Annotated in this window: 20 protein-coding genes; 13 read left to right on the plus strand and 7 right to left on the minus strand. The window is 74.5% G+C overall.

What is annotated here, in order from left to right:
- Positions 1-88: 88 nt before the first annotated feature.
- The 5 genes from ACRYRX_RS15450 (at position 89) to ACRYRX_RS15470 (ending at position 5,112) form a co-directional block, all read left to right on the plus strand.
- Positions 89-1,417 carry an extracellular solute-binding protein gene (locus ACRYRX_RS15450; RefSeq protein ID WP_432513125.1) on the plus strand — a complete coding sequence of 443 codons (1,329 nt, stop codon included), beginning with the start codon at positions 89-91 and terminating at the stop codon, positions 1,415-1,417.
- A complete protein-coding gene (locus ACRYRX_RS15455) occupies positions 1,414-2,355 on the plus strand; it encodes a carbohydrate ABC transporter permease (RefSeq protein WP_432513127.1) in 942 nt (313 codons plus the stop codon). Before ACRYRX_RS15450 ends, ACRYRX_RS15455 begins: the two co-directional genes overlap by 4 nt.
- A 144-nt stretch (positions 2,356-2,499) precedes the next feature.
- Positions 2,500-3,258: a carbohydrate ABC transporter permease gene (locus ACRYRX_RS15460; RefSeq protein WP_432513195.1), complete on the plus strand. Its 759-nt coding sequence runs from the start codon at positions 2,500-2,502 to the stop codon at positions 3,256-3,258.
- Positions 3,259-3,274: 16 nt separating this feature from the next.
- Positions 3,275-4,000: a ThuA domain-containing protein gene (locus tag ACRYRX_RS15465; protein ID WP_432513129.1), complete on the plus strand. Its 726-nt coding sequence runs from the start codon at positions 3,275-3,277 to the stop codon at positions 3,998-4,000.
- Positions 3,985-5,112: a Gfo/Idh/MocA family protein gene (locus ACRYRX_RS15470; RefSeq protein WP_432513131.1), complete on the plus strand. Its 1,128-nt coding sequence runs from the start codon at positions 3,985-3,987 to the stop codon at positions 5,110-5,112. The genes ACRYRX_RS15465 and ACRYRX_RS15470 overlap by 16 nt, the downstream gene beginning before the upstream one ends.
- Here the strand turns inward: ACRYRX_RS15470 and ACRYRX_RS15475 are convergent.
- Both ACRYRX_RS15475 and ACRYRX_RS15480 read right to left on the minus strand, forming a co-directional pair.
- Positions 5,102-6,031: an aminoglycoside phosphotransferase family protein gene (locus ACRYRX_RS15475; protein ID WP_432513132.1), complete on the minus strand. Its 930-nt coding sequence runs from the start codon at positions 6,029-6,031 to the stop codon at positions 5,102-5,104. The two genes, ACRYRX_RS15470 and ACRYRX_RS15475, sit on opposite strands and share 11 nt — an antisense overlap.
- Entirely contained in the window at positions 6,013-6,399 is a 387-nt protein-coding gene (locus tag ACRYRX_RS15480; protein WP_432513134.1) for a VOC family protein, read from the minus strand. The genes ACRYRX_RS15475 and ACRYRX_RS15480 overlap by 19 nt, the downstream gene beginning before the upstream one ends.
- 98 nt (positions 6,400-6,497) lie before the next feature.
- Here ACRYRX_RS15480 and ACRYRX_RS15485 point away from each other — a divergent pair, with 98 nt between their 5' ends.
- From ACRYRX_RS15485 to ACRYRX_RS15505, 5 genes are read left to right on the plus strand one after another with little or no spacing between them, the layout of a single operon-like run.
- The gene (locus ACRYRX_RS15485; RefSeq protein ID WP_432513136.1) at positions 6,498-6,965 is read left to right on the plus strand and encodes an RNA polymerase sigma factor; all 468 of its coding nucleotides are present in this window, start codon (positions 6,498-6,500) and stop codon (positions 6,963-6,965) included.
- A 59-nt stretch (positions 6,966-7,024) separates the two neighbouring features.
- Positions 7,025-7,624, plus strand: a complete 600-nt coding sequence (locus tag ACRYRX_RS15490) for a methylated-DNA--[protein]-cysteine S-methyltransferase (protein ID WP_432513196.1) — start codon at positions 7,025-7,027, stop codon at positions 7,622-7,624.
- Positions 7,621-8,058 carry a VOC family protein gene (locus tag ACRYRX_RS15495; RefSeq protein ID WP_432513137.1) on the plus strand — a complete coding sequence of 146 codons (438 nt, stop codon included), beginning with the start codon at positions 7,621-7,623 and terminating at the stop codon, positions 8,056-8,058. Before ACRYRX_RS15490 ends, ACRYRX_RS15495 begins: the two co-directional genes overlap by 4 nt.
- Complete coding sequence (locus ACRYRX_RS15500; protein WP_432513139.1) at positions 8,055-8,591, plus strand: DUF1697 domain-containing protein; 537 nt, start codon at positions 8,055-8,057, stop codon at positions 8,589-8,591. The genes ACRYRX_RS15495 and ACRYRX_RS15500 overlap by 4 nt, the downstream gene beginning before the upstream one ends.
- Position 8,592: 1 nt before the next feature.
- Entirely contained in the window at positions 8,593-9,120 is a 528-nt protein-coding gene (locus ACRYRX_RS15505) for a DUF6328 family protein (RefSeq protein ID WP_432513140.1), read from the plus strand.
- Positions 9,121-9,127: 7 nt separating this feature from the next.
- Here the strand turns inward: ACRYRX_RS15505 and ACRYRX_RS15510 are convergent, their stop codons facing one another.
- From ACRYRX_RS15510 to ACRYRX_RS15530, 5 genes are all read right to left on the minus strand, one after another.
- Positions 9,128-10,276 carry a DUF418 domain-containing protein gene (locus ACRYRX_RS15510; RefSeq protein WP_432513142.1) on the minus strand — a complete coding sequence of 383 codons (1,149 nt, stop codon included), beginning with the start codon at positions 10,274-10,276 and terminating at the stop codon, positions 9,128-9,130.
- Between the two features lie 58 nt (positions 10,277-10,334).
- The gene (locus ACRYRX_RS15515; protein WP_432513144.1) at positions 10,335-12,161 is read right to left on the minus strand and encodes a thiamine pyrophosphate-requiring protein; all 1,827 of its coding nucleotides are present in this window, start codon (positions 12,159-12,161) and stop codon (positions 10,335-10,337) included.
- A gap of 60 nt (positions 12,162-12,221) precedes the next feature.
- On the minus strand, positions 12,222-12,536 hold the full coding sequence (locus ACRYRX_RS15520) for a hypothetical protein (RefSeq protein WP_432513146.1): 315 nt from the start codon (positions 12,534-12,536) through the stop codon (positions 12,222-12,224).
- A 68-nt stretch (positions 12,537-12,604) separates the two neighbouring features.
- Entirely contained in the window at positions 12,605-13,729 is a 1,125-nt protein-coding gene (locus tag ACRYRX_RS15525) for an aminotransferase class V-fold PLP-dependent enzyme (RefSeq protein WP_432513148.1), read from the minus strand.
- Positions 13,730-13,763: 34 nt separating this feature from the next.
- Positions 13,764-13,991: a hypothetical protein gene (locus ACRYRX_RS15530; RefSeq protein ID WP_432513150.1), complete on the minus strand. Its 228-nt coding sequence runs from the start codon at positions 13,989-13,991 to the stop codon at positions 13,764-13,766.
- 95 nt (positions 13,992-14,086) lie between these two features.
- Between ACRYRX_RS15530 and ACRYRX_RS15535 the strand changes: the two genes are divergently transcribed.
- From ACRYRX_RS15535 to ACRYRX_RS15545, 3 genes are read left to right on the plus strand one after another with little or no spacing between them, the layout of a single operon-like run.
- Positions 14,087-14,782, plus strand: coding sequence for a metal-dependent transcriptional regulator (locus ACRYRX_RS15535; protein WP_432513152.1), 696 nt, complete (start codon positions 14,087-14,089; stop codon positions 14,780-14,782).
- Positions 14,779-15,714, plus strand: coding sequence for a ribokinase (locus tag ACRYRX_RS15540; protein WP_432513154.1), 936 nt, complete (start codon positions 14,779-14,781; stop codon positions 15,712-15,714). The genes ACRYRX_RS15535 and ACRYRX_RS15540 overlap by 4 nt, the downstream gene beginning before the upstream one ends.
- A gap of 26 nt (positions 15,715-15,740) precedes the next feature.
- Positions 15,741-16,742, plus strand: a complete 1,002-nt coding sequence (locus tag ACRYRX_RS15545) for a Gfo/Idh/MocA family protein (RefSeq protein ID WP_432513156.1) — start codon at positions 15,741-15,743, stop codon at positions 16,740-16,742.
- Positions 16,743-16,750 lie beyond the last annotated feature (8 nt).

Genomic DNA, 16,750 nt, shown 5'->3' on the forward strand with positions numbered 1-16,750 from the left:
GCTTTTCGGCCCCGTTCGCTGCGGCCCCAGCCGGGACCGCGGACGTGGATCAGCCGCAGGGACGCGGCTCGGCACAACGGAGATCACTGTGGATCACAACCGCGCTTCGCGTCGGTCCTTCCTCGCCCTGGCGACCGCGACCCCGCTGGTCGCGACCGTCCTGGCCTCCTGCGGTGACTCGGGTCCCGCGGGGTCGGGCTCGTCCGACGAGGCCACCGACTGGATCCTCACCGGCCAGCCCAAGGAGGGGATCCGCCAGGCCGCCCGCGACGACTGGAACAAGGCGCACGAGGACCAGCAGATCCGGGTCAGCGCGTTCCAGAACGACGCGTACAAGGCCAAGATCAAGACCGCCATCGGCGCCGGCCAGGCCCCCACCATCATCTTCGGCTGGGGCGGCGGCACGCTGCGCAACTACGCCGAGTCCGGCCTGGTCGACGACCTGACCCCGTGGCTGACGGAGAACCCCGAGGTCAAGAACCGCCTCTTCGACGCCGCCTTCGCCGCCGGCACGGTCGAGGACAAGGTCTACGGCCTGCCCACCGAGACCGTGCAGCCGCTCGTCTTCTTCTACAACAAGAAGCTCTTCCAGCAGGTCGGCGCCGAGCCGCCCACCACCTGGGACGAGCTCATGGCCCTGGTGCCCAAGTTCAACGCCGCCGGCATCGCCCCGATCTCCCTGGGCGGGCAGTCGCGCTGGACGAACATGATGTGGCTGGAGATGCTGTTCGACCGCATCGGCGGCCCGGAGCTGTTCGAGTCCATCTACAACGGCACCCCGGCCTGGACCGACCCGGCCGCCATCGACGCCCTCACCAAGGTGCAGGACCTCGTCAAGGCCGACGGCTTCGTCAAGGGGTTCGCCTCGATCACCGCCGACTCCAACGCCGACCAGGCCCTGCTGTACACCGACAAGGCCGCCATGATGCTGCACGGCACCTGGACCTACGGCGGCATGAAGACCGACGGCGGCGACTTCGTCTCCAGCGGAAACCTCGGGTACATGAACTTCCCCGCCGTCACCGGCGGCAAGGGCGACCCGATGAACACCTTCGGCAACCCGGCGCAGTACGTGTCGATCTCCTCCAAGGCCACCCAGGCCCAGAAGGACATCGCGCTGGCCTTCTTCAAGGACGGGCTGCTGCAGGACAAGGAGGCCGAGGCCTACATCACCGAGGCCGGCGAGGTCCCCATCGTCAAGGGCATCGACTCCAAGTTCGCCGGCATGGAGGACGAGGAGTGGCTGAAGTTCACCTACGACCTCGCCACGAACGCGCCGTCCTTCGCGCAGTCCTGGGACCAGGCGCTGTCCCCGACCGAGGCCGAGACCCTGCTGGACAACATCGAGAAGCTCTTCGGGCTCGCGATCACCCCGCAGGAGTTCGCCGCCAACATGAACGCGGCGATCGGCTCGTGAGCACGTCCGTGAGCGCGGCCCCCAGCGCCGCCGGTCGCGGGACCTCGGCGAAGGTCCCGTCGGCGGCGCACACCTCGACGGGCCGTCTGGGCTGGCTGGTGCTGCCGGCACTGCTGATCTTCGTCGCGTTCGCCGTCGTCCCGCTGATCGGGGTGTTCGTCCTCAGCTTCACCTCGTGGGACGGCATCGGGGCCATCTCCTTCACCGGCCTCACCAGCTGGAAGGCCGTGCTCACGGACCCCGGGCTCCCGCACGCGCTGTGGGTCACGTTCCTGGTGATCGTGCTGTCCTGGATCGCCCAGACGCCGCTGTCGATCCTGCTGGGCGTCTTCATCTCCGGGCACCAGAAGTACCGCGCGTTCCTGGCGGTCCTGTTCTTCCTGCCGCTGCTGCTGTCGGCCGCGGCGGTCTCCATCGCCTACAAGGCGCTGCTCGACCCGAACTTCGGCCTGGGCCCGGGCCTGAACCTGGCGATCCTGACCCAGGACTGGCTGGGCCGTGAGGCGCTGGCGATGGGCGTCGTGATCTTCATCATCGCCTGGCAGTGGATCCCGTTCCACTCCCTCATCTACCAGGGTGCGATCCGCCAGATCCCGACCTCGATGTACGAGGCCGCCCAGATCGACGGGGCCGGGCGGGTGCGGCAGTTCTTCTCCATCACGCTGCCGCAGCTGAAGAACACCCTGATCACGTCGTCCACCCTCATGATCGTCGGGTCGCTGACCACGTTCGACCTCATCTTCGTCCTCACCGGCGGCGGTCCGAACGACGCGACCCGCGCCCTGGCCCTGGACATGTACCTGACCGGTTTCCGCGCCAACCAGATGGGCCTGGCCTCGGCCATCGCGGTGATCCTCGTCGTGGTCGGCCTCGTCCTGGCGCAGGTGCTGCAGCGTCTGGGCGGCAAGGAACGCAACTCCCAGCTGGAAGGGGCCTGACCCATGGCCACGCAAGCCGCCGCCCCCCAGCCCGTCAACGGGGTCCGCCCCGGCCGGTCCGACTCCACCGGCTCCCGCCGGGGCTCCACCGAGCGCAAGAACTGGCTCGGCGGTGCCTTCGGCTGGCTCTGGCTCCTCATCGTGATGATCCCGATCTACTGGATCGTCATCACGAGCTTCAAGAGCTCCGCCGGCTACTTCGGCACCAACCCGCTCGTCCCGTCGTCCACCCCGACGCTGGACAACTACAAGCTGGTGCTCGAGAACGACTTCGCGCGCTACTTCATGAACTCCGTGATCGTGACGGTCGGGGCCACGATCCCCGCGGTCCTCGTGTCGTTCATGGCCGCCTTCGCGATCGTCCGCGGCACGGGCCGGTGGCTGCGGACCGTGAACGCCGTGTTCCTCATGGGCCTGGCGATCCCGCTGCAGGCGACGATCATCCCGATCTACCTGATCATCATCCGGACCGGGATGTACAACTCCCTCGGCGCGCTCATCCTGCCCTCGATCGCCTTCGCGATCCCGCTGACGGTCCTCATCCTGTCCAACTTCGTCCGCGACGTGCCCAACGAGCTGTTCGAGGCGATGCGGATGGACGGGTCCAGCGAGTGGGGCACCATGTGGCGCCTGGCGTTCCCGCTGACCCGCCCCGCGCTGGTCACCGTGACCATCTACCAGGGGCTGCAGATCTGGAACGGCTTCCTGCTCCCGCTGATCCTCACCGACCGGGCCGACCTGCGGGTCCTGCCGCTGGCGCTGTGGACCTTCCAGGGGCAGTACAGCGTGAACATCCCGGCGGTGCTGGCCTCGGTCGTCCTGACCACGCTGCCGATCCTCGTGCTCTACGTCGTCGGCCGCCGGCAGCTGCTGTCCGGCCTCACCGCCGGTTTCTCCAAGTGATCGAAAGGGTTCCGCTGTGACTCGCCAGGCGCTCGTCGTCCGCGGTGGTTGGGACGGGCACTCGCCCGTCGAGGCCACCGAGCTGTTCATCCCGCACCTGGAGGCCAACGGCTTCACCGTGCGCGTCGAGGACCTCGGGACCGACTTCGGTCCCTCCTCGACCGCCACGCCGAAGGTCTACACCGACGCCGAGTACCTGGCCACGGTCGACCTCATCGTGCAGTGCAACACCATGAACACCATCGAGAAGGAGGAGTTCGAGGGGCTGCGCACGGCCGTCGAGAACGGCACCGGCTTCGCCGGGTGGCACGGCGGCATCGCCGACTCCTACCGCGCGAACTCCGACTACCTGACCCTGGTCGGCGGGCAGTTCGGCTGCCACCCGGGCAAGCACCCCGACGAGCGCGAGGGCGGCCCGGCCGACAACTACGTGCCGTACCGGGTGAACATGCTCCCGGCGGCGGCCTCGCACCCGATCACCGAGGGCATCGAGGACTTCGACCTGGTCACCGAGCAGTACTGGGTGCTGTCCGACGACTACATCGACGTCCTCGCGACGACGACGCAGGCCGTGCGCGAGTGGGACCCGTGGAACCGCCCGGTGACCTCCCCGGCGATCTGGACGCGGCAGTGGGGCAAGGGGCGCATCTTCGTGGCCACCCCCGGCCACGACCCGGCCACCCTGAAGGACGAGAACGTCAAGACGATCGTGGAGAGGGGTCTGCTGTGGGCAGCCCGATGAAGGTCGGCGTCGTCGGCGCCGGGGTCATCTCGAAGCAGTACTCGGCGTCGCTGCAGCGGCTGCCGCAGCTGCAGATCACCGCGGTCAGCGACTTCGTGCCCGAACGGGCGCAGGCGCTGGCCGACGAGCACGGCGCGCAGGTCCTGCCCCTGGAGCAGCTGCTCGCGTCCCCGGACGTGGACGTGGTGCTGAACCTCACGCTGCCGCGCACGCACGCCGAGGTCGCCCTGGCCGCGCTGGCCGCCGGCAAGCACGTGTACGGCGAGAAGCCGCTGGCCATGACCGTCGCGGAGGGTCGCGACGTGGTGAAGGCCGCGGCCGCGGCGGGCCTGCGGGTCGGCTGCGCACCGGACACCGTGCTCGGCACCGGCATCCAGACCGCCCGCTCCCTGGTGGACGCCGGGCGGATCGGCACGCCGCACTCGGCGACGGCGTTCATGACCACCCCCGGTCACGAGCGCTGGCACCCCCAGCCGGACTTCTACTACCAGCCCGGCGGCGGCCCGCTGCTGGACATGGGGCCGTACTACCTGACCTCCCTGGTGCACCTGCTCGGCCCGGTCACCCGGGTCGTCGGGGCGTCCTCGCGGCCCTCGCAGACCCGGACCATCGGCTCCGGCCCGCGGGCGGGGGAGAGCTTCGGGGTGGACATCGACACCCACATCACCGGGATCCTCGAGCACGCCTCCGGCGCGCTGTCGACGCTCATCATGAGCTTCGACACCTGGGCCGCGCGGCTGCCGCGCATCGAGGTGCACGGCACCGGCGGGTCGATCTCGGTGCCGGACCCGAACACGTTCTCCGGTGCGGTGGAGCTGTTCTCCGCCGCCACGGCCCCGGCCCCGGGCCCGGACGTCGACCCCGCCGCGAACTGGGTCGACGCCGGCGCCACCGCCGGGTTCGTCGAGGCCGGGCGCGGGTACGGGCTGGCGGACCTGGCCCTGGCGGTCGAGGGCGGGCGCGCGCACCGCGCCAACGACGAGGTCGCGCTGCACGTGCTGGACATCATGGAGTCGGTGCAGCGCGCCGCCGACGAGCGCGCGTCGGTGACCCTGACCACCACCTGCGAGCGTCCCGAGGCCATCACGACGGCGGTCGACCTCACCGCCTGAGCCCGGCGCTACGCGTCCGGCAGCAACCGCCGGGCCGACCCCGCGAAGCCGGCCGCGGCGTCCCCGCCCCCAGGGACGCCGCGTACCGGCCGGTGGTGACCCGTTCGAGGAACGCGAACTCCCACACGGCCTGCGGGTCCTGCCCGGTCGCACGGGCGCTGCCGCGGCACCAGCGGCGCAGCACGTCGGCGGGCCGGGCCACGGCGAGCAGGTCCGTCGAGAAGTCCCGCAGGGTGACGCCGACGTCGTACGCCGGGTCCCCGCCGACCCCCTCCGGGTCGATGAACGCCGCCCCCGCCGGGCGTCCCGGCGCGAGCAGGGCGTTCGAGGGTGCGGCGTCGCCGTGCAGCCACCGGGCCCGGCCCGGGGTGAACGCCCGCGAGCGGCGGGCGGCGAACTCCAGGGCCCGGGCCGCCACCGCGTCGGTCGGCCCGTCGAGCAGGCCGGTGAGGAACTCCGCCAGCCCGGCGGCCCGGTCCACCGGGGCCTGCAGCGGCTCGGTCCAGACCAGCGGCAGCAGCCCGGCCAGCAGCCGCGCCTGCCGTGCGGGGGACAGCCCCGCCCGGTCCAGGGACGGGCCGAGCCGTTCGAGGAGCAGGTCGTCCCCGTCGTGGGCCAGGACCCGCACGTACCCGCGCCCGCCCGCCTCCAGCAGCGTGCGGGTGCCGCCGGCGACCTGCGGGCCCGGGACCGGCAGCCGCAGCACCGCGGCGGTGCCGTCGGCCCGCTCGGCGCGCAGCACGCAGGCGGCCGTCCCGCCGCCGAGCGGGCCGCCGACCCGCACCCCCCACCGCGCGGCGAGCCCGGCGACCCGGTCGTCCAGACGCCCCAGCCGGTCCCGGCCGCCGTCGGCGCGCAGGGCCTTCGCGACGACGACGGCGGGCAGGTCCGCGCGGGGGGTCAGGCGCCGTCCAGGCACAGGCAGAACAGGTGCCCCGCCGGGTCGGCGTACACCCGCCACGAGGGGTGCTCCGCCTCGTCCTCGACGAGCCGGCCCCCGAGCTCGAGCACCCGGGGCTGCGTGCTCTCCCAGTCGGCGACGTGGAAGTCGAGGTGCACCTGCTGCGGCACGTCCCCGGACGGCCACGTCGGCGCGACGTGGCCGGGGGCGAGCTGGAAGGCCAGGTGCAGCTCCGAGGAACCGTCGCGCACGTTCACCCACTCGTCGTCGGAGGTGGCCGCGTCGACCTCCCAGCCCAGCAGGGCGGCGTAGAAGGCGGCGAGGCCGCGGGGGTCGGGGGTGTCCAGGGCGACCGTCGTGAACCGGACTCCGGTGTGCTCAGCCATGGTCCGAGCCTGCTCCCGGCGTGCCACGCTGTCCACGGTTCCCGGCCGGGACCTCACACCCGGTGCCCCCGGGACGTTGGCAGGGTGTGGGAGAGACGGTGGAACCCTTCGAGCGGGTCGTCCAGGAGCACGGGCGGGTCGTCCTGCGGGTCTGTCGCGCCGTCGTCGGCGCCGACGCCGCGCAGGACGCGTGGTCGGAGACGTTCCTGGCGGCGCTGATCGCCTACCCGCGGCTGCGGCCGGGCAGCGACGTGCGCGCCTGGCTCGTCACCATCGCCCACCGCAAGGCCGTCGACCTGCTGCGGGCGCAGGCCCGCCGCCCCGTCCCGGTGGCCGAACCGCCGCCGGTGACGACCGGCGAGCACCCCGGCGACGGGCGCGACCACGTGTGGGCGGCGGTCGCCGCGCTGCCCGAGAAGCAACGCCTGTGCGTGGCCTACCACCACGTCGCCGGACTGCCCCACGCCGAGGTCGCCGCCCTCGTGGGGGGCACCGCGGCCGCCGCCCGCCCGGCGGCGGCCGACGGCATCGCGACCCTGCGACGCACCTGGAAGGACGCATCGTGAACGACGCCCCCCGTCCCCCCGCCCCCGCCCCCGACGTCGTCGACCTGCACGACCTCGGGATCGAGCCCGCCGACAGCCCCCTGGAGGAGCACCTGCGCGGCCACCTGCACGCCGTCCTGGAGCGGCGGGCCGCGCAGGCCGGTGTCCTGGACGTCGCCTACCGCACCGTCGACTCCCCGCTGGGCTCCCTCCTGCTCGCCGCGACCGAGGTCGGCGTGGTCCGCATCGCCTTCGAGCGGCAGGACCACGACGCGGCCCTGGACGAGCTGGCGCGGGTGGTCAGCCCACGGGTGCTGCGGGCCCCGGCCCGGCTCGACGGGACGGCCCGCGAGCTGGAGGAGTACTTCGAGGGCCACCGCACCGGTTTCGACGTCCCGGTGGACCTCACCCTCGCCGGGGGGTTCCGGCTCGCCGTGCTGGACGTGCTGCGCCGCATCGGGTTCGGCGCCACCCTCAGCTACGCCGGGGTCGCCGAGCGGGCGGGCAGCCCGCGGGCCGTGCGGGCCGTGGGCACCGCCTGCGCCCGCAACCCGGTGCCGCTGGTCGTGCCCTGCCACCGCGTCGTGCGCAGCGACGGCAGCGTCGGGGAGTACGCCGGGGGCCCGCAGGCCAAGCGGTTGTTGCTCGCCCTGGAACGAGGCGCCAAGGTGGGGGGGTGAACCGCCTGGACGTCCTCACCCTCGCCGTCCCCGACGTCGACGTCGCCCGCCGGTTCTACCTCGACGGCCTCGGGCTCGAACCGCTGCTGGACCTGCCCGGAGAGATCGTGTTCCTCCAGCTCAACCACGGGCTGACCGTGGCGCTGTGGTCCGCCGACCGGCTCGCGCAGGACGTGGGCGTCGACCCGGCGTCCGTCGTGCCCGGCCAGGGCTTCACCCTGGCCCGCAACACGGCGTCCGAGGGCGAGGTCGACGCGTTGACCGCTCGGGCCGAGGCCGCGGGGGCGCAGGTGCTGCGGCCTCCCCGGCGCGCCGCGTTCGGCGGCTACCACTCCTACGTGCAGGACCCCTCGGGGGTGCGGTGGGAGATCGCCCACAACCCGGGCCTGGTGGTCGGCGCCGACGGGACCGTCCACCTGCAGGAGATCGCGTGAGGTGGGTCGTCCTGCTGCGCGGGGTGAACGTCAACGGCGTCAGCATCCGCTCCGCCCCGTTGTCGGCGTGCCTGCAGCGGGCGGGCTTCACCGGGGTCCGGTCGGTCCTGGCCAGCGGCAACGTCACGGTCGAGGCCCCGGACGACCTGACGGCGCAGGACGTGCGGGCGCGCGCTGAGGCCGCGCTGCGCGAGGGTTTCGGGTACGACGCGTGGGTCGTCGTGCTCACCCCCGCCCGGCTGGCCGAGATCGCCGCGGCGTACCCGTTCGCGCGCGACGACGAGCACTGGCAGCCGTACTGCGTGTTCACCTCCGACCCCGGCCGGCTGGCGGAGCTGGCCGGGAGCCACGTCCCGAACGCGGTGGAGACGGTGCAGCCGGGCGGGGACGTCCTGTACTGGCGCTGCCCGAAGGGGGCGAGCACCGACACCCCGTTCGCGAAGCTGTCCGCCGCCGCGCGCTGGAAACCGTTCACGACCACCCGCAACCTGCGCACGGTGGACCGGCTCCTCGCCGTCGCGGGCGAGGGCTGACGTGGTCACCGTCGACCCCGACGACCCGTACGCCGGGTTGCGCAACGAGACCCCCACCGAGCGGCTGGACCGGAACTGGGTGGAACTCCTGCAGGAACTGCGCGTCATGCAGACCGGGGTGCAGCTGCTCGCCGGTTTCCTGATGACCCTGCCGTTCCAGTCGCGGTTCGAGTCCCTCGACCGCTACCAGGAGAACGTGTACGTCGTCGTCCTGCTGCTCGCGGTGAGCGCCGTGGTCCTGTTCATCACCCCCGTGGGGTACCACCGGGCCCTGTTCCAGCAGCGGTCCAAGGCGCGGCTGGTGGTGGCCGGGTCGCGGTTCGCGAAGGCGGGCCTGGCGACGGTGGGGTTCGTCGTCTCCGGCGGGGTCCTGCTCGTCGTCGACGTCGTCGGCGGCCGCGTCGCGGGCTGGGTCGCGGGCGGTGCGGTCGCCACCCTCATGGCCGTCTGCTGGTACGGGCTGCCCCGCCGGGCGCTGCGGCAGGTCCGGGCCGGGCGCCGGGACGCCGAACGGCGCGAGGACCGCTGAGGGGCGGTCAGGACCGGACGTCCTGCCGGGCGGCCGTCGCCGCGGGGGCCGGCAGCAGGCGGCGCTGCACGCGCGCGCTCAGCGCCTCCAGCGGCCCGGCCCGGCCGGCGCGGGCCACCGCGTGCGCGAACGCCACCACGCACCCGGCGACGAGGACGAACACGACGGCCGTGACCGCGGCCCGGTGCTCCACACCGGAACGGGTCGCCAGCCCCAGGCCCCAGCCGTAGCACAGCGCCCCGGCCAGCAGGTTCTGCAACACGTAGCAGGACAGGGCGGTGCGGCCGACCTCGGCCAGCCGTCGGCCCAGCCACCGCGGCCGGGAACCGGTGTGGGCCTGCACGACGAGGGCCAGGACCCCCAGGGCCACGAGCACCGCCGACCCGTACCGCGTCAGGAGCACCCCGAACCCCCCGCCCAGGGCGAGGAACACCGCCTCCAGGACGAGGCCCAGCACGCCCAGGCCCATCAGCCCGCGGCGCAACCGGACCCGGTCGGGGTCCAGCAGCCCGCACCGGACGAGTTCGGCGCCCAGCACGAACGAGGCCGTCGACAGCAGCAGCAGGCCCACGGGTTCGGCGCGGAACACCGCGAGGTTGTCCAGGCGGAACAGCACCAGGTCCGTGAACGACCCGTCGGCGTACGGGGTCCGCAGGTCCGCACCCGTCCCGGCGCCCAGCGGCGCCCGGTTCAGCACCAGGACCAGGGCGGTCAGCGCGACGGCGTGGACGGTGAGGAGCACCACGAGCGTCCGCCGGCGGCCGCGGTCGGACCAGGTCAGGACCGGAGCCGCGAGCAGCGCGGCGACGGCGTACCCCATCAGGACGTCGAACTCGGCGATGAGCAGGAAGTGCACGCCGGCCTCGGCGAACAGCACGCCCGCCCGCACCCGGTGCGTCCGGTTCCAGGACACCCCGCGCCGGGCCGCCGAGCGGCGCTGCAGTTCCAGCCCCACCCCGAACAGCAGGCTGAGCAGCGCCAGCGACTTGCCCAGCGGGAGCGCCTGCGCCAGCGCCGACCCGATCCCGCCGGCCAGCGGGCTCAGCACGGTGCCGAGCAGACCGTCGGGGTGCGTGAACACCCACACGTTCGTCGCGAAGGTCCCCAGGATCGCCAGGCCCCGGGCGATGTCGAGCGATGCGTCACGTCCTGTCACCCGGCCAGCGTGCCGCCGGGCGGTCACCTCCCGCGTCGGCCGGAGGAGGACGACCGGCCTACTCCGGAGGGAGTACGCGCCGGCGCACGGCGCGAGCCGCGGCGCCCACCGTCTCCCGCACCCCCTCCACGACGATCCCGCGCGCCGCGGGGTCCCCGCGCAGCTGCGACTTCGCGGTCGCGACGAGCTGGTCGAGGGTGACGTGCGGCGGGATCATCGGGACGTCGGGGTCGACGACGGCGTCCAGCACGAAGGGGCGGCGCGCCGCGAACGCCTCGTCGAGGACGTCGTCGAGGTCCTCCGGGCCGGCGACCCGACGCCCGGCCAGGCCCAGCAGCCCGGCCCACCCGGCGTACGGCACGTCGGGGACGTCCATCGCCGCGTCGAACGGCACCTCGCCCTGCATCGCGCGGGCCTCCCACGCCACGAACGACAGCTGGCGGTTGTTCAGGACCACCACGACGAACCGGGGGTCGGCCCACGTCCGCCACCGCTGGGCGACCGTCACCAGTTCGGACAGCCCGTTCATCTGCATCGCCCCGTCACCGATCAGCGCCAGGACGGGCCGGTCGGGGTGGGCCTGCTTGGCGGCCAGCGCGTACGGCAGGCCGCCGCCCATCGACAGCAGGGTCCCCGACAGCGAGGCCGTCATCCCGGGCCGCAGGTCCAGGTCGCGGGCGAACCAGCTCGTCGCGGTGCCGCAGTCGACGGCGACCTGGTGGTCGTCGGCGAGGCGGCCGGACAGCCCGCGGACCACGAGCTCGGGGTTCAGCGGGTCCGCCTCCGCCTGGACCCGCTCGGCGCTCCAGGCGTCCCACGCGGAGTTCCAGCGGGCGATGTCGCGCCGCCAGCCGGGGTCGGGTTCGGCGCCCTCGAGCAGCGGCAGCAGCGCCTGCAGGGTCAGCCGCGCGTCCCCCACGAGGTTCACCTCCGTGGGGTACCGCAGACCGCAGCGGGTGCCGTCGACGTCGATCTGCACGGCGCGGGCCGCACCGGGCGGCGGGTAGTACTCCGAGTACGGCATCGTCGTCCCGACCAGCAGCAGGGTGTCGCACTGCTGCATGAGGTCGTAGCTGGGGCGGGTGCCGAGCAGGCCGATGGCCCCGGTCACCCAGTCGAGCCGGTCGTCCAGGACCGCCTTGCCCAGCAGCGCCTTCGCGACGCCCGCGCCGAGGGCGTCGGCGACGGCGGTCAGTTCCGCGGTGGCGCCCAGGGCCCCGGCCCCGGCCAGGACCGCGACCTTGCGCCCCGAGCGCAGGACCTCGGCGGCCTGGGCCAGCGCCTCCGGGCGCGGGACCCCGGGCAGGGACCCGGGCACGGCGGAGGTGTGGGTGAAACCGTGCCCGTGCGGGACCTGCGTCACGGCGTCGGCGTCCTGCACGTCGCTGGGCAGCACCACGGCCGTCACGGTGCGCCGCTCGGTCGCCGTCCGCGCCGCGCGGTCCACCGCGTGCTGGACCTGGGTGGGGTCGGTGACCTGGAACACGAACTCCCCGGCGACGTCGCCGTACAGCCGGACGAGGTCGAGTTCCTGGTAGTAGCCCGTCCCCAGCGCGTTCGTCGCGGTCTGACCCAGCAGCGCCACCACCGGGACGTGGTCGAGCTTGGCGTCGTACAGGCCGTTCAGGACGTGGACGGCCCCGGGGCCGGAGGTCACCACGGCCACGCCCAGCGGGGACCCGCCGAACTTCACGTCGGCGGTGGCGGCGAACCCCGCGGTCTCCTCGTGCCGGACCTGGACGAACTCCGCCTCACCGGCCTCGACGGCCCGCCCGATCGCGGAGATCACCCCGCCGATGCCGTCACCGGGGTAGCCGTAGAAGCGCCGGGCGCCCCACTGCGCCAGACGCGCGACGACGTGGTCACCGACCGTGGGGGAACTCATGCCCCCAGCGTCGGTGCCACGTCGTCGTCGTGCACCCGGGAACGTCCCGGGTCCTGCGGGTCAGTCGGTGGGCATCCGGGTGTGGTGCTGCTCACCCAGCGGCTGGTCGCCGCTGCCGCTGCCGTTGAACTTGTCCTTCACCGAACCGGCCACCGAACCGGCGGCGGCGCCGACCTTCTCCTGCGCCACCGACCCGGCCTGCCTGGCCACGTCCCCGGCCTTGTCCTGCAGGTCGACGACCTTCTCCTGCACCTTCGGGTTGCCCCACAGGCGGCCCACCGAGCTGCTGATCTGGTCGTAGCGCTCGCGCCCGGCGCGCGCGCCCAGCACGTAACCCGCCCCGGCCGCGGCCAGCAGCAGAACCTTGCCCATCATGGACTTCCTCCTCCGCTTCGGGTTCTCGCTCTGCGTCAACTGTGGCAGCGCGGGCCCGCGGGCGCTCGTCAGGGACGGCGCCGCAGGGCGCCCACCAGCGCCTCGACGTCCTCGCCGGTGGTGTCGAGGTGGCCGCTGACGCGCAGCGCCGGGACGGTCATCTCACCGGGCGCGCGCTCGACGCCCGCGCAGGTGGTGACGATGCCGTCGGCGGCGATGAGGTCGGCGCGCAGCGCGGCGACGTCCACGGGTCCGCGGGGGCGCAGGGTGACGATCGCGCTGGGTTCGTCCAGCGGTTCGACGACGTCCCAGGACCCGGCGAGCGCGGCGGCCAGCCGGTGGCGGGTCGCGGACCCGACGGTGGCGAGCCCGGCGCGCACGGCCGCCGGACCGAGCTCGACGTGCTGGGCCAGGGCGGCCGCGAACCCCAGGCGCCCGGCGATCGTCGCCTCGGCCTGCTCCAGGCCGGTGACCCGCCCGGCGAGCTCCCCGCGGACGGCGACGAACCCGACGCCGCGGGGCCCGGCCAGCCACTTGCGGGAGGTCCCGTAGACGACGTCGGCGTCGCGGGCCGTGGTCGTGTCGAGGTGGCCGAACGCCTGCGCGGCGTCGACGACGACGGGCACCTGCGCCGCGCGGCAGACGGCGACGACCTCGGCCAGCGGCTGCACGGTGCCCACGTGCGAGCCCAGGGCGGTCAGGTGCACCAGGTCGGGCCGCTGCCGGGCCAGGGAGTCGGCGAACGCCTGCGGGTCCCAGCGGTGCGGGCCGTCGACGGCGGTGGTGCCGATGCCGAGCTGCCGCACGACCGCCAGGTTGGGCCCGTACTCGCCCCGGGGGTGGGTCAGCGCGACCGGCAGGTCGCCGGGCCAGCGCAGCAGGACCTGGCGCAGGGCGTCCTCGGCGCTGTGGACGAAGGCGACGAGGCCCTCCCCGGCGCTCCAGCCCAGCAGGGCGCGGACCCGCTCGCGGGCTGCGGCCAGCACCTCCTGCGCCGCGGCGGCGGCCAGGTACCCGCCCTGCTCGGCCTCGGCCCGCAGGTGGGCGGCGACGGCGTCCAGCACGGCCCAGCTGCTGCGGCCGGCGGCGGCGGAGTCCAGGTGCACCAGGGCGCGCGGGGGACGGGTGCGGCGCCAGGTGGCGCCGAGGTCACCGGCGAGGGGACCGGCGGGGACGGTGGTGGGGTCGCTCACGCCCCGATCCTCGCCGACCGGCCGGCGGGAGCGGTCAGTGCCCGGCGGGGGCGGTGGCCGTGGCGGGCAGGGCGACCCGGCGGGCGCGGTGGCGCAGGCGGGCCACGACGCCGGCCGACCACGCGGCGGCGAGCGCCACCGCGAGCGCCGCGCGCCCGTACCGGGACTCGGTCACCGCCACGACGGCGACCACGAGCAGGGCCAGGCTGACGACGACGTCGGCCACGGCCACCCAGCTGCGTCTCCTCGACCCGCTGTCCATCGCCCCACTGTAACCCTGTTTTCGGTGGACCGAACTTCGAACCGCGCAGGGGCGGCGACATCGGTCGCACCGGGCGGGGGTGGCAAGCTGAGGGCGTGCCCCGCGCCTCGACGACCGCAGCGGCCACCCCGGCCGCGGAGGACTGCCTGAAGACCGTGTACGCGGCGGGGGAGTGGTCCGACGCGAAGATCACCCTCTCGATGCTCGCCTCGAGCATGGGGGTGTCCGCGTCCACCGCCTCCGAGGCCGTCCGCAAGCTCACCGACGCCGGGCTGCTGCGGCACGAGCGCTACGGCGGGGTGGAGCTGACCGACGACGGCCGCACCCGCGCGCTGGCCGTGGTGCGCCGGCACCGGCTGCTGGAGACGTTCCTCGTCGAGGAGCTCGGGTACTCCTGGGACGAGGTCCACGAGGAGGCCGAGGTGCTCGAGCACGTCGTGTCCGACCGCATGCTGGACCGGCTCGACGCCCGGCTCGGGCGTCCCGAGCGCGACCCGCACGGGGACCCGATCCCGCGCGCCGACGGCACCGTCCCGCAGCCCGGCGCCCACAGCCTGGCCGACGTCCCCGAGGGCGGGGTGGGCGTCGTGGCCCGCATCTCCGACGCCGACGCCGACGTCCTGCGCTACTTCGCCGACCTCGGCATCGGTCTGGACGTGCGGCTGGAAGTGGTGCAGCGCAGGGGGTTCGCCGGGACCACGGTGGTCCGCCTCGGCGGTGGGCGGGAGGTCGACCTCGGTGACCCCGCGGTCGCGGCCATCTGGGTCCTGCCGGTGCGGGAGGAGGCGTGAGCATCACGTACGACAGCCACGGCCGTCCGCAGGCCGAGAAGACCCGCGACGTGACGGTCGTCGGCAGCGTCAACGCCGACCTGGCGATCCGCCTGGCGCAGCTGCCGCCGGCGGGCCAGACCGTGCGCGGCTCCGACGCCGAGCGGGGCCTGGGGGGCAAGGGGGCCAACCAGGCCGTCGCGGCCGCCCGCCTGGGCCGCTCGGTGGCCATGGTCGGCGCGGTCGGCGACGACGACGAGGGCCGCGGGCTGCGGGCCCACCTGGCGGCCGAGGGCGTCGACGTCGAGCACGTCGCGGCCCTGGACGTGCCCACCGGCGTCGCGGTCGTCCTCGTCCACGACGGGGAGTCGACGATCGTCCTGAGCCCGGGCGCCAACGACCACGTCGACGACGCCCGGGTGCGCGCGGCGGCGGGCACCGTCGCCTCGGCCCGGGCGGTGCTGCTGCAGTGCGAGGTGCCCGACGAGGCGCTGCTCGCCGCGGCCTCGCTGTGCACGGGCCTGCTGGTCCTGAACCCGGCCCCGGCGCGGGCGCTGCCGCCGCAGCTGCTGACCCGCGTGGACCTGCTGGTGCCGAACGCGGGGGAGCTGGCGGTGCTGGCCGGGGGTGAGGTGGCCACCGACGTGGACGGCCTGGTCGCCCAGGCGCGGGCGGTGCGGCCCTCGGGCACGACCGTCGTGACGCGCGGGGAGCGGGGGGCGCTCGTGGTGACGCCGGGCGGCCACGCCGAGGTCGCGGCGGTCCCGGCGCGGCTGGTGGACGCCACGGCGGCCGGGGACAGCTTCGTCGCGGCGCTCGTGGACGGCCTGCTCGACGGGCTCGGCCTGGTGGAGGCGGCGCGGTGGGCGGCCCGGGTGGCCGCGGTCGTGGTGAGCCGTCCTGGTGCGTCCGCCTCGGTTCCGCGCAAGGCTGAGGTCCCCCAGGAGCGCTGACGCTCCTCAGCAGCAGGAGGTCCGTGGTGAGCGTCGGGTGGGGTTTCGTCGGTACCGGGGGGATCGCCGACACGGTGGCCCGGGCGCTGGAGCTGGCGCCGGGGGGCCGGCTGGTGGCGGTGGCCTCGCGGGAGGTGGACCGGGCGGCGCGGTTCGCCGCCGACCACGCCGCCGGGGCCAGCCCGTACGGCGACGTCCAGGAGATGCTGGCCGACCCGGCGGTGGACGCGGTGTACGTGGCGACCACGCACCCGCAGCACCACGCGCCGGCCAGGCAGGCGCTGCTGGCGGGCAAGGCGGTGCTGGTGGAGAAGCCGATGACGGTCAGCCTGGCCGCGACGCGGGACCTGCTGGACACGGCGCAGCAGCGCGGCGTCTTCTGCATGGAGGCGTACTGGACGCGGTTCCTGCCCGGGACGGTGGCCCTGCTGGAGCTGATCGAGTCCGGCGCGGTCGGCCGGGTCCGCGGGCTGCACGCCGACTTCGGCTTCCCGGCGCCGCCGTCGCTGACGCGCTTCCACGACCCGGCGATCGGGGGCGGGTCGCTGTTCGACCTCGGCCCGTACCCGGTGGGGCTGGCGCTGACGCTGTTCGGGACGCCGGCCCGGGTCCGGGTCGCGGGGGTCCTGGCGGAGTCGGGGGTCGACGAGCAGGTGGCGCTGGCGCTGGACTGGCCCTCGGGGGCGAGCGCGGCGCTGTCGACGACGATGGTCGCGCGGACGCCGTCGCGGGCGTGGATCGAGGCGAGCGAGGCGTGGGTCGAGGTGGCCTCGTCGCTGCCGTCGGCGCCGGGCTTCACCGTCCACCGGCCGGCGGCCGGCGGCGGTGAGGAGGTCACCGTGCACGACCACGCCGTCGCCGACGGCCACCGGTTCATGCTCGAGCACGTGCACGAGTGCCTGGCCGCGGGCCGCACCAGCAGCCCGCTGGTGACCCCGCGCTTCTCGCTGGACCTGGCGGCGGTCTTCGAGACGGCCGTGGAGGCGCTGGGGATCACCCGCGCGGCGGAGGTGATCGCCGCCGGTTAGCGTCGGGG

The sequence above is a fragment of the Kineococcus lubricus genome, assembly GCF_050871965.1.
In the GTDB taxonomy this organism is placed as follows: domain Bacteria; phylum Actinomycetota; class Actinomycetes; order Actinomycetales; family Kineococcaceae; genus Kineococcus.

Excerpts from the sequence above, each read along its gene's own strand:
- ACRYRX_RS15460 (WP_432513195.1), top strand. The coding sequence starts at position 2,500 with ATGATCCCGATCTACTGGATCGTCATCACGAGCTTCAAGAGCTCCGCC.
- ACRYRX_RS15480 (WP_432513134.1), bottom strand. The coding sequence starts at position 6,399 with ATGGCTGAGCACACCGGAGTCCGGTTCACGACGGTCGCCCTGGACACC.
- ACRYRX_RS15515 (WP_432513144.1), bottom strand. The coding sequence starts at position 12,161 with ATGAGTTCCCCCACGGTCGGTGACCACGTCGTCGCGCGTCTGGCGCAG.
- ACRYRX_RS15520 (WP_432513146.1), bottom strand. The coding sequence starts at position 12,536 with ATGATGGGCAAGGTTCTGCTGCTGGCCGCGGCCGGGGCGGGTTACGTG.
- ACRYRX_RS15530 (WP_432513150.1), bottom strand. The coding sequence starts at position 13,991 with ATGGACAGCGGGTCGAGGAGACGCAGCTGGGTGGCCGTGGCCGACGTC.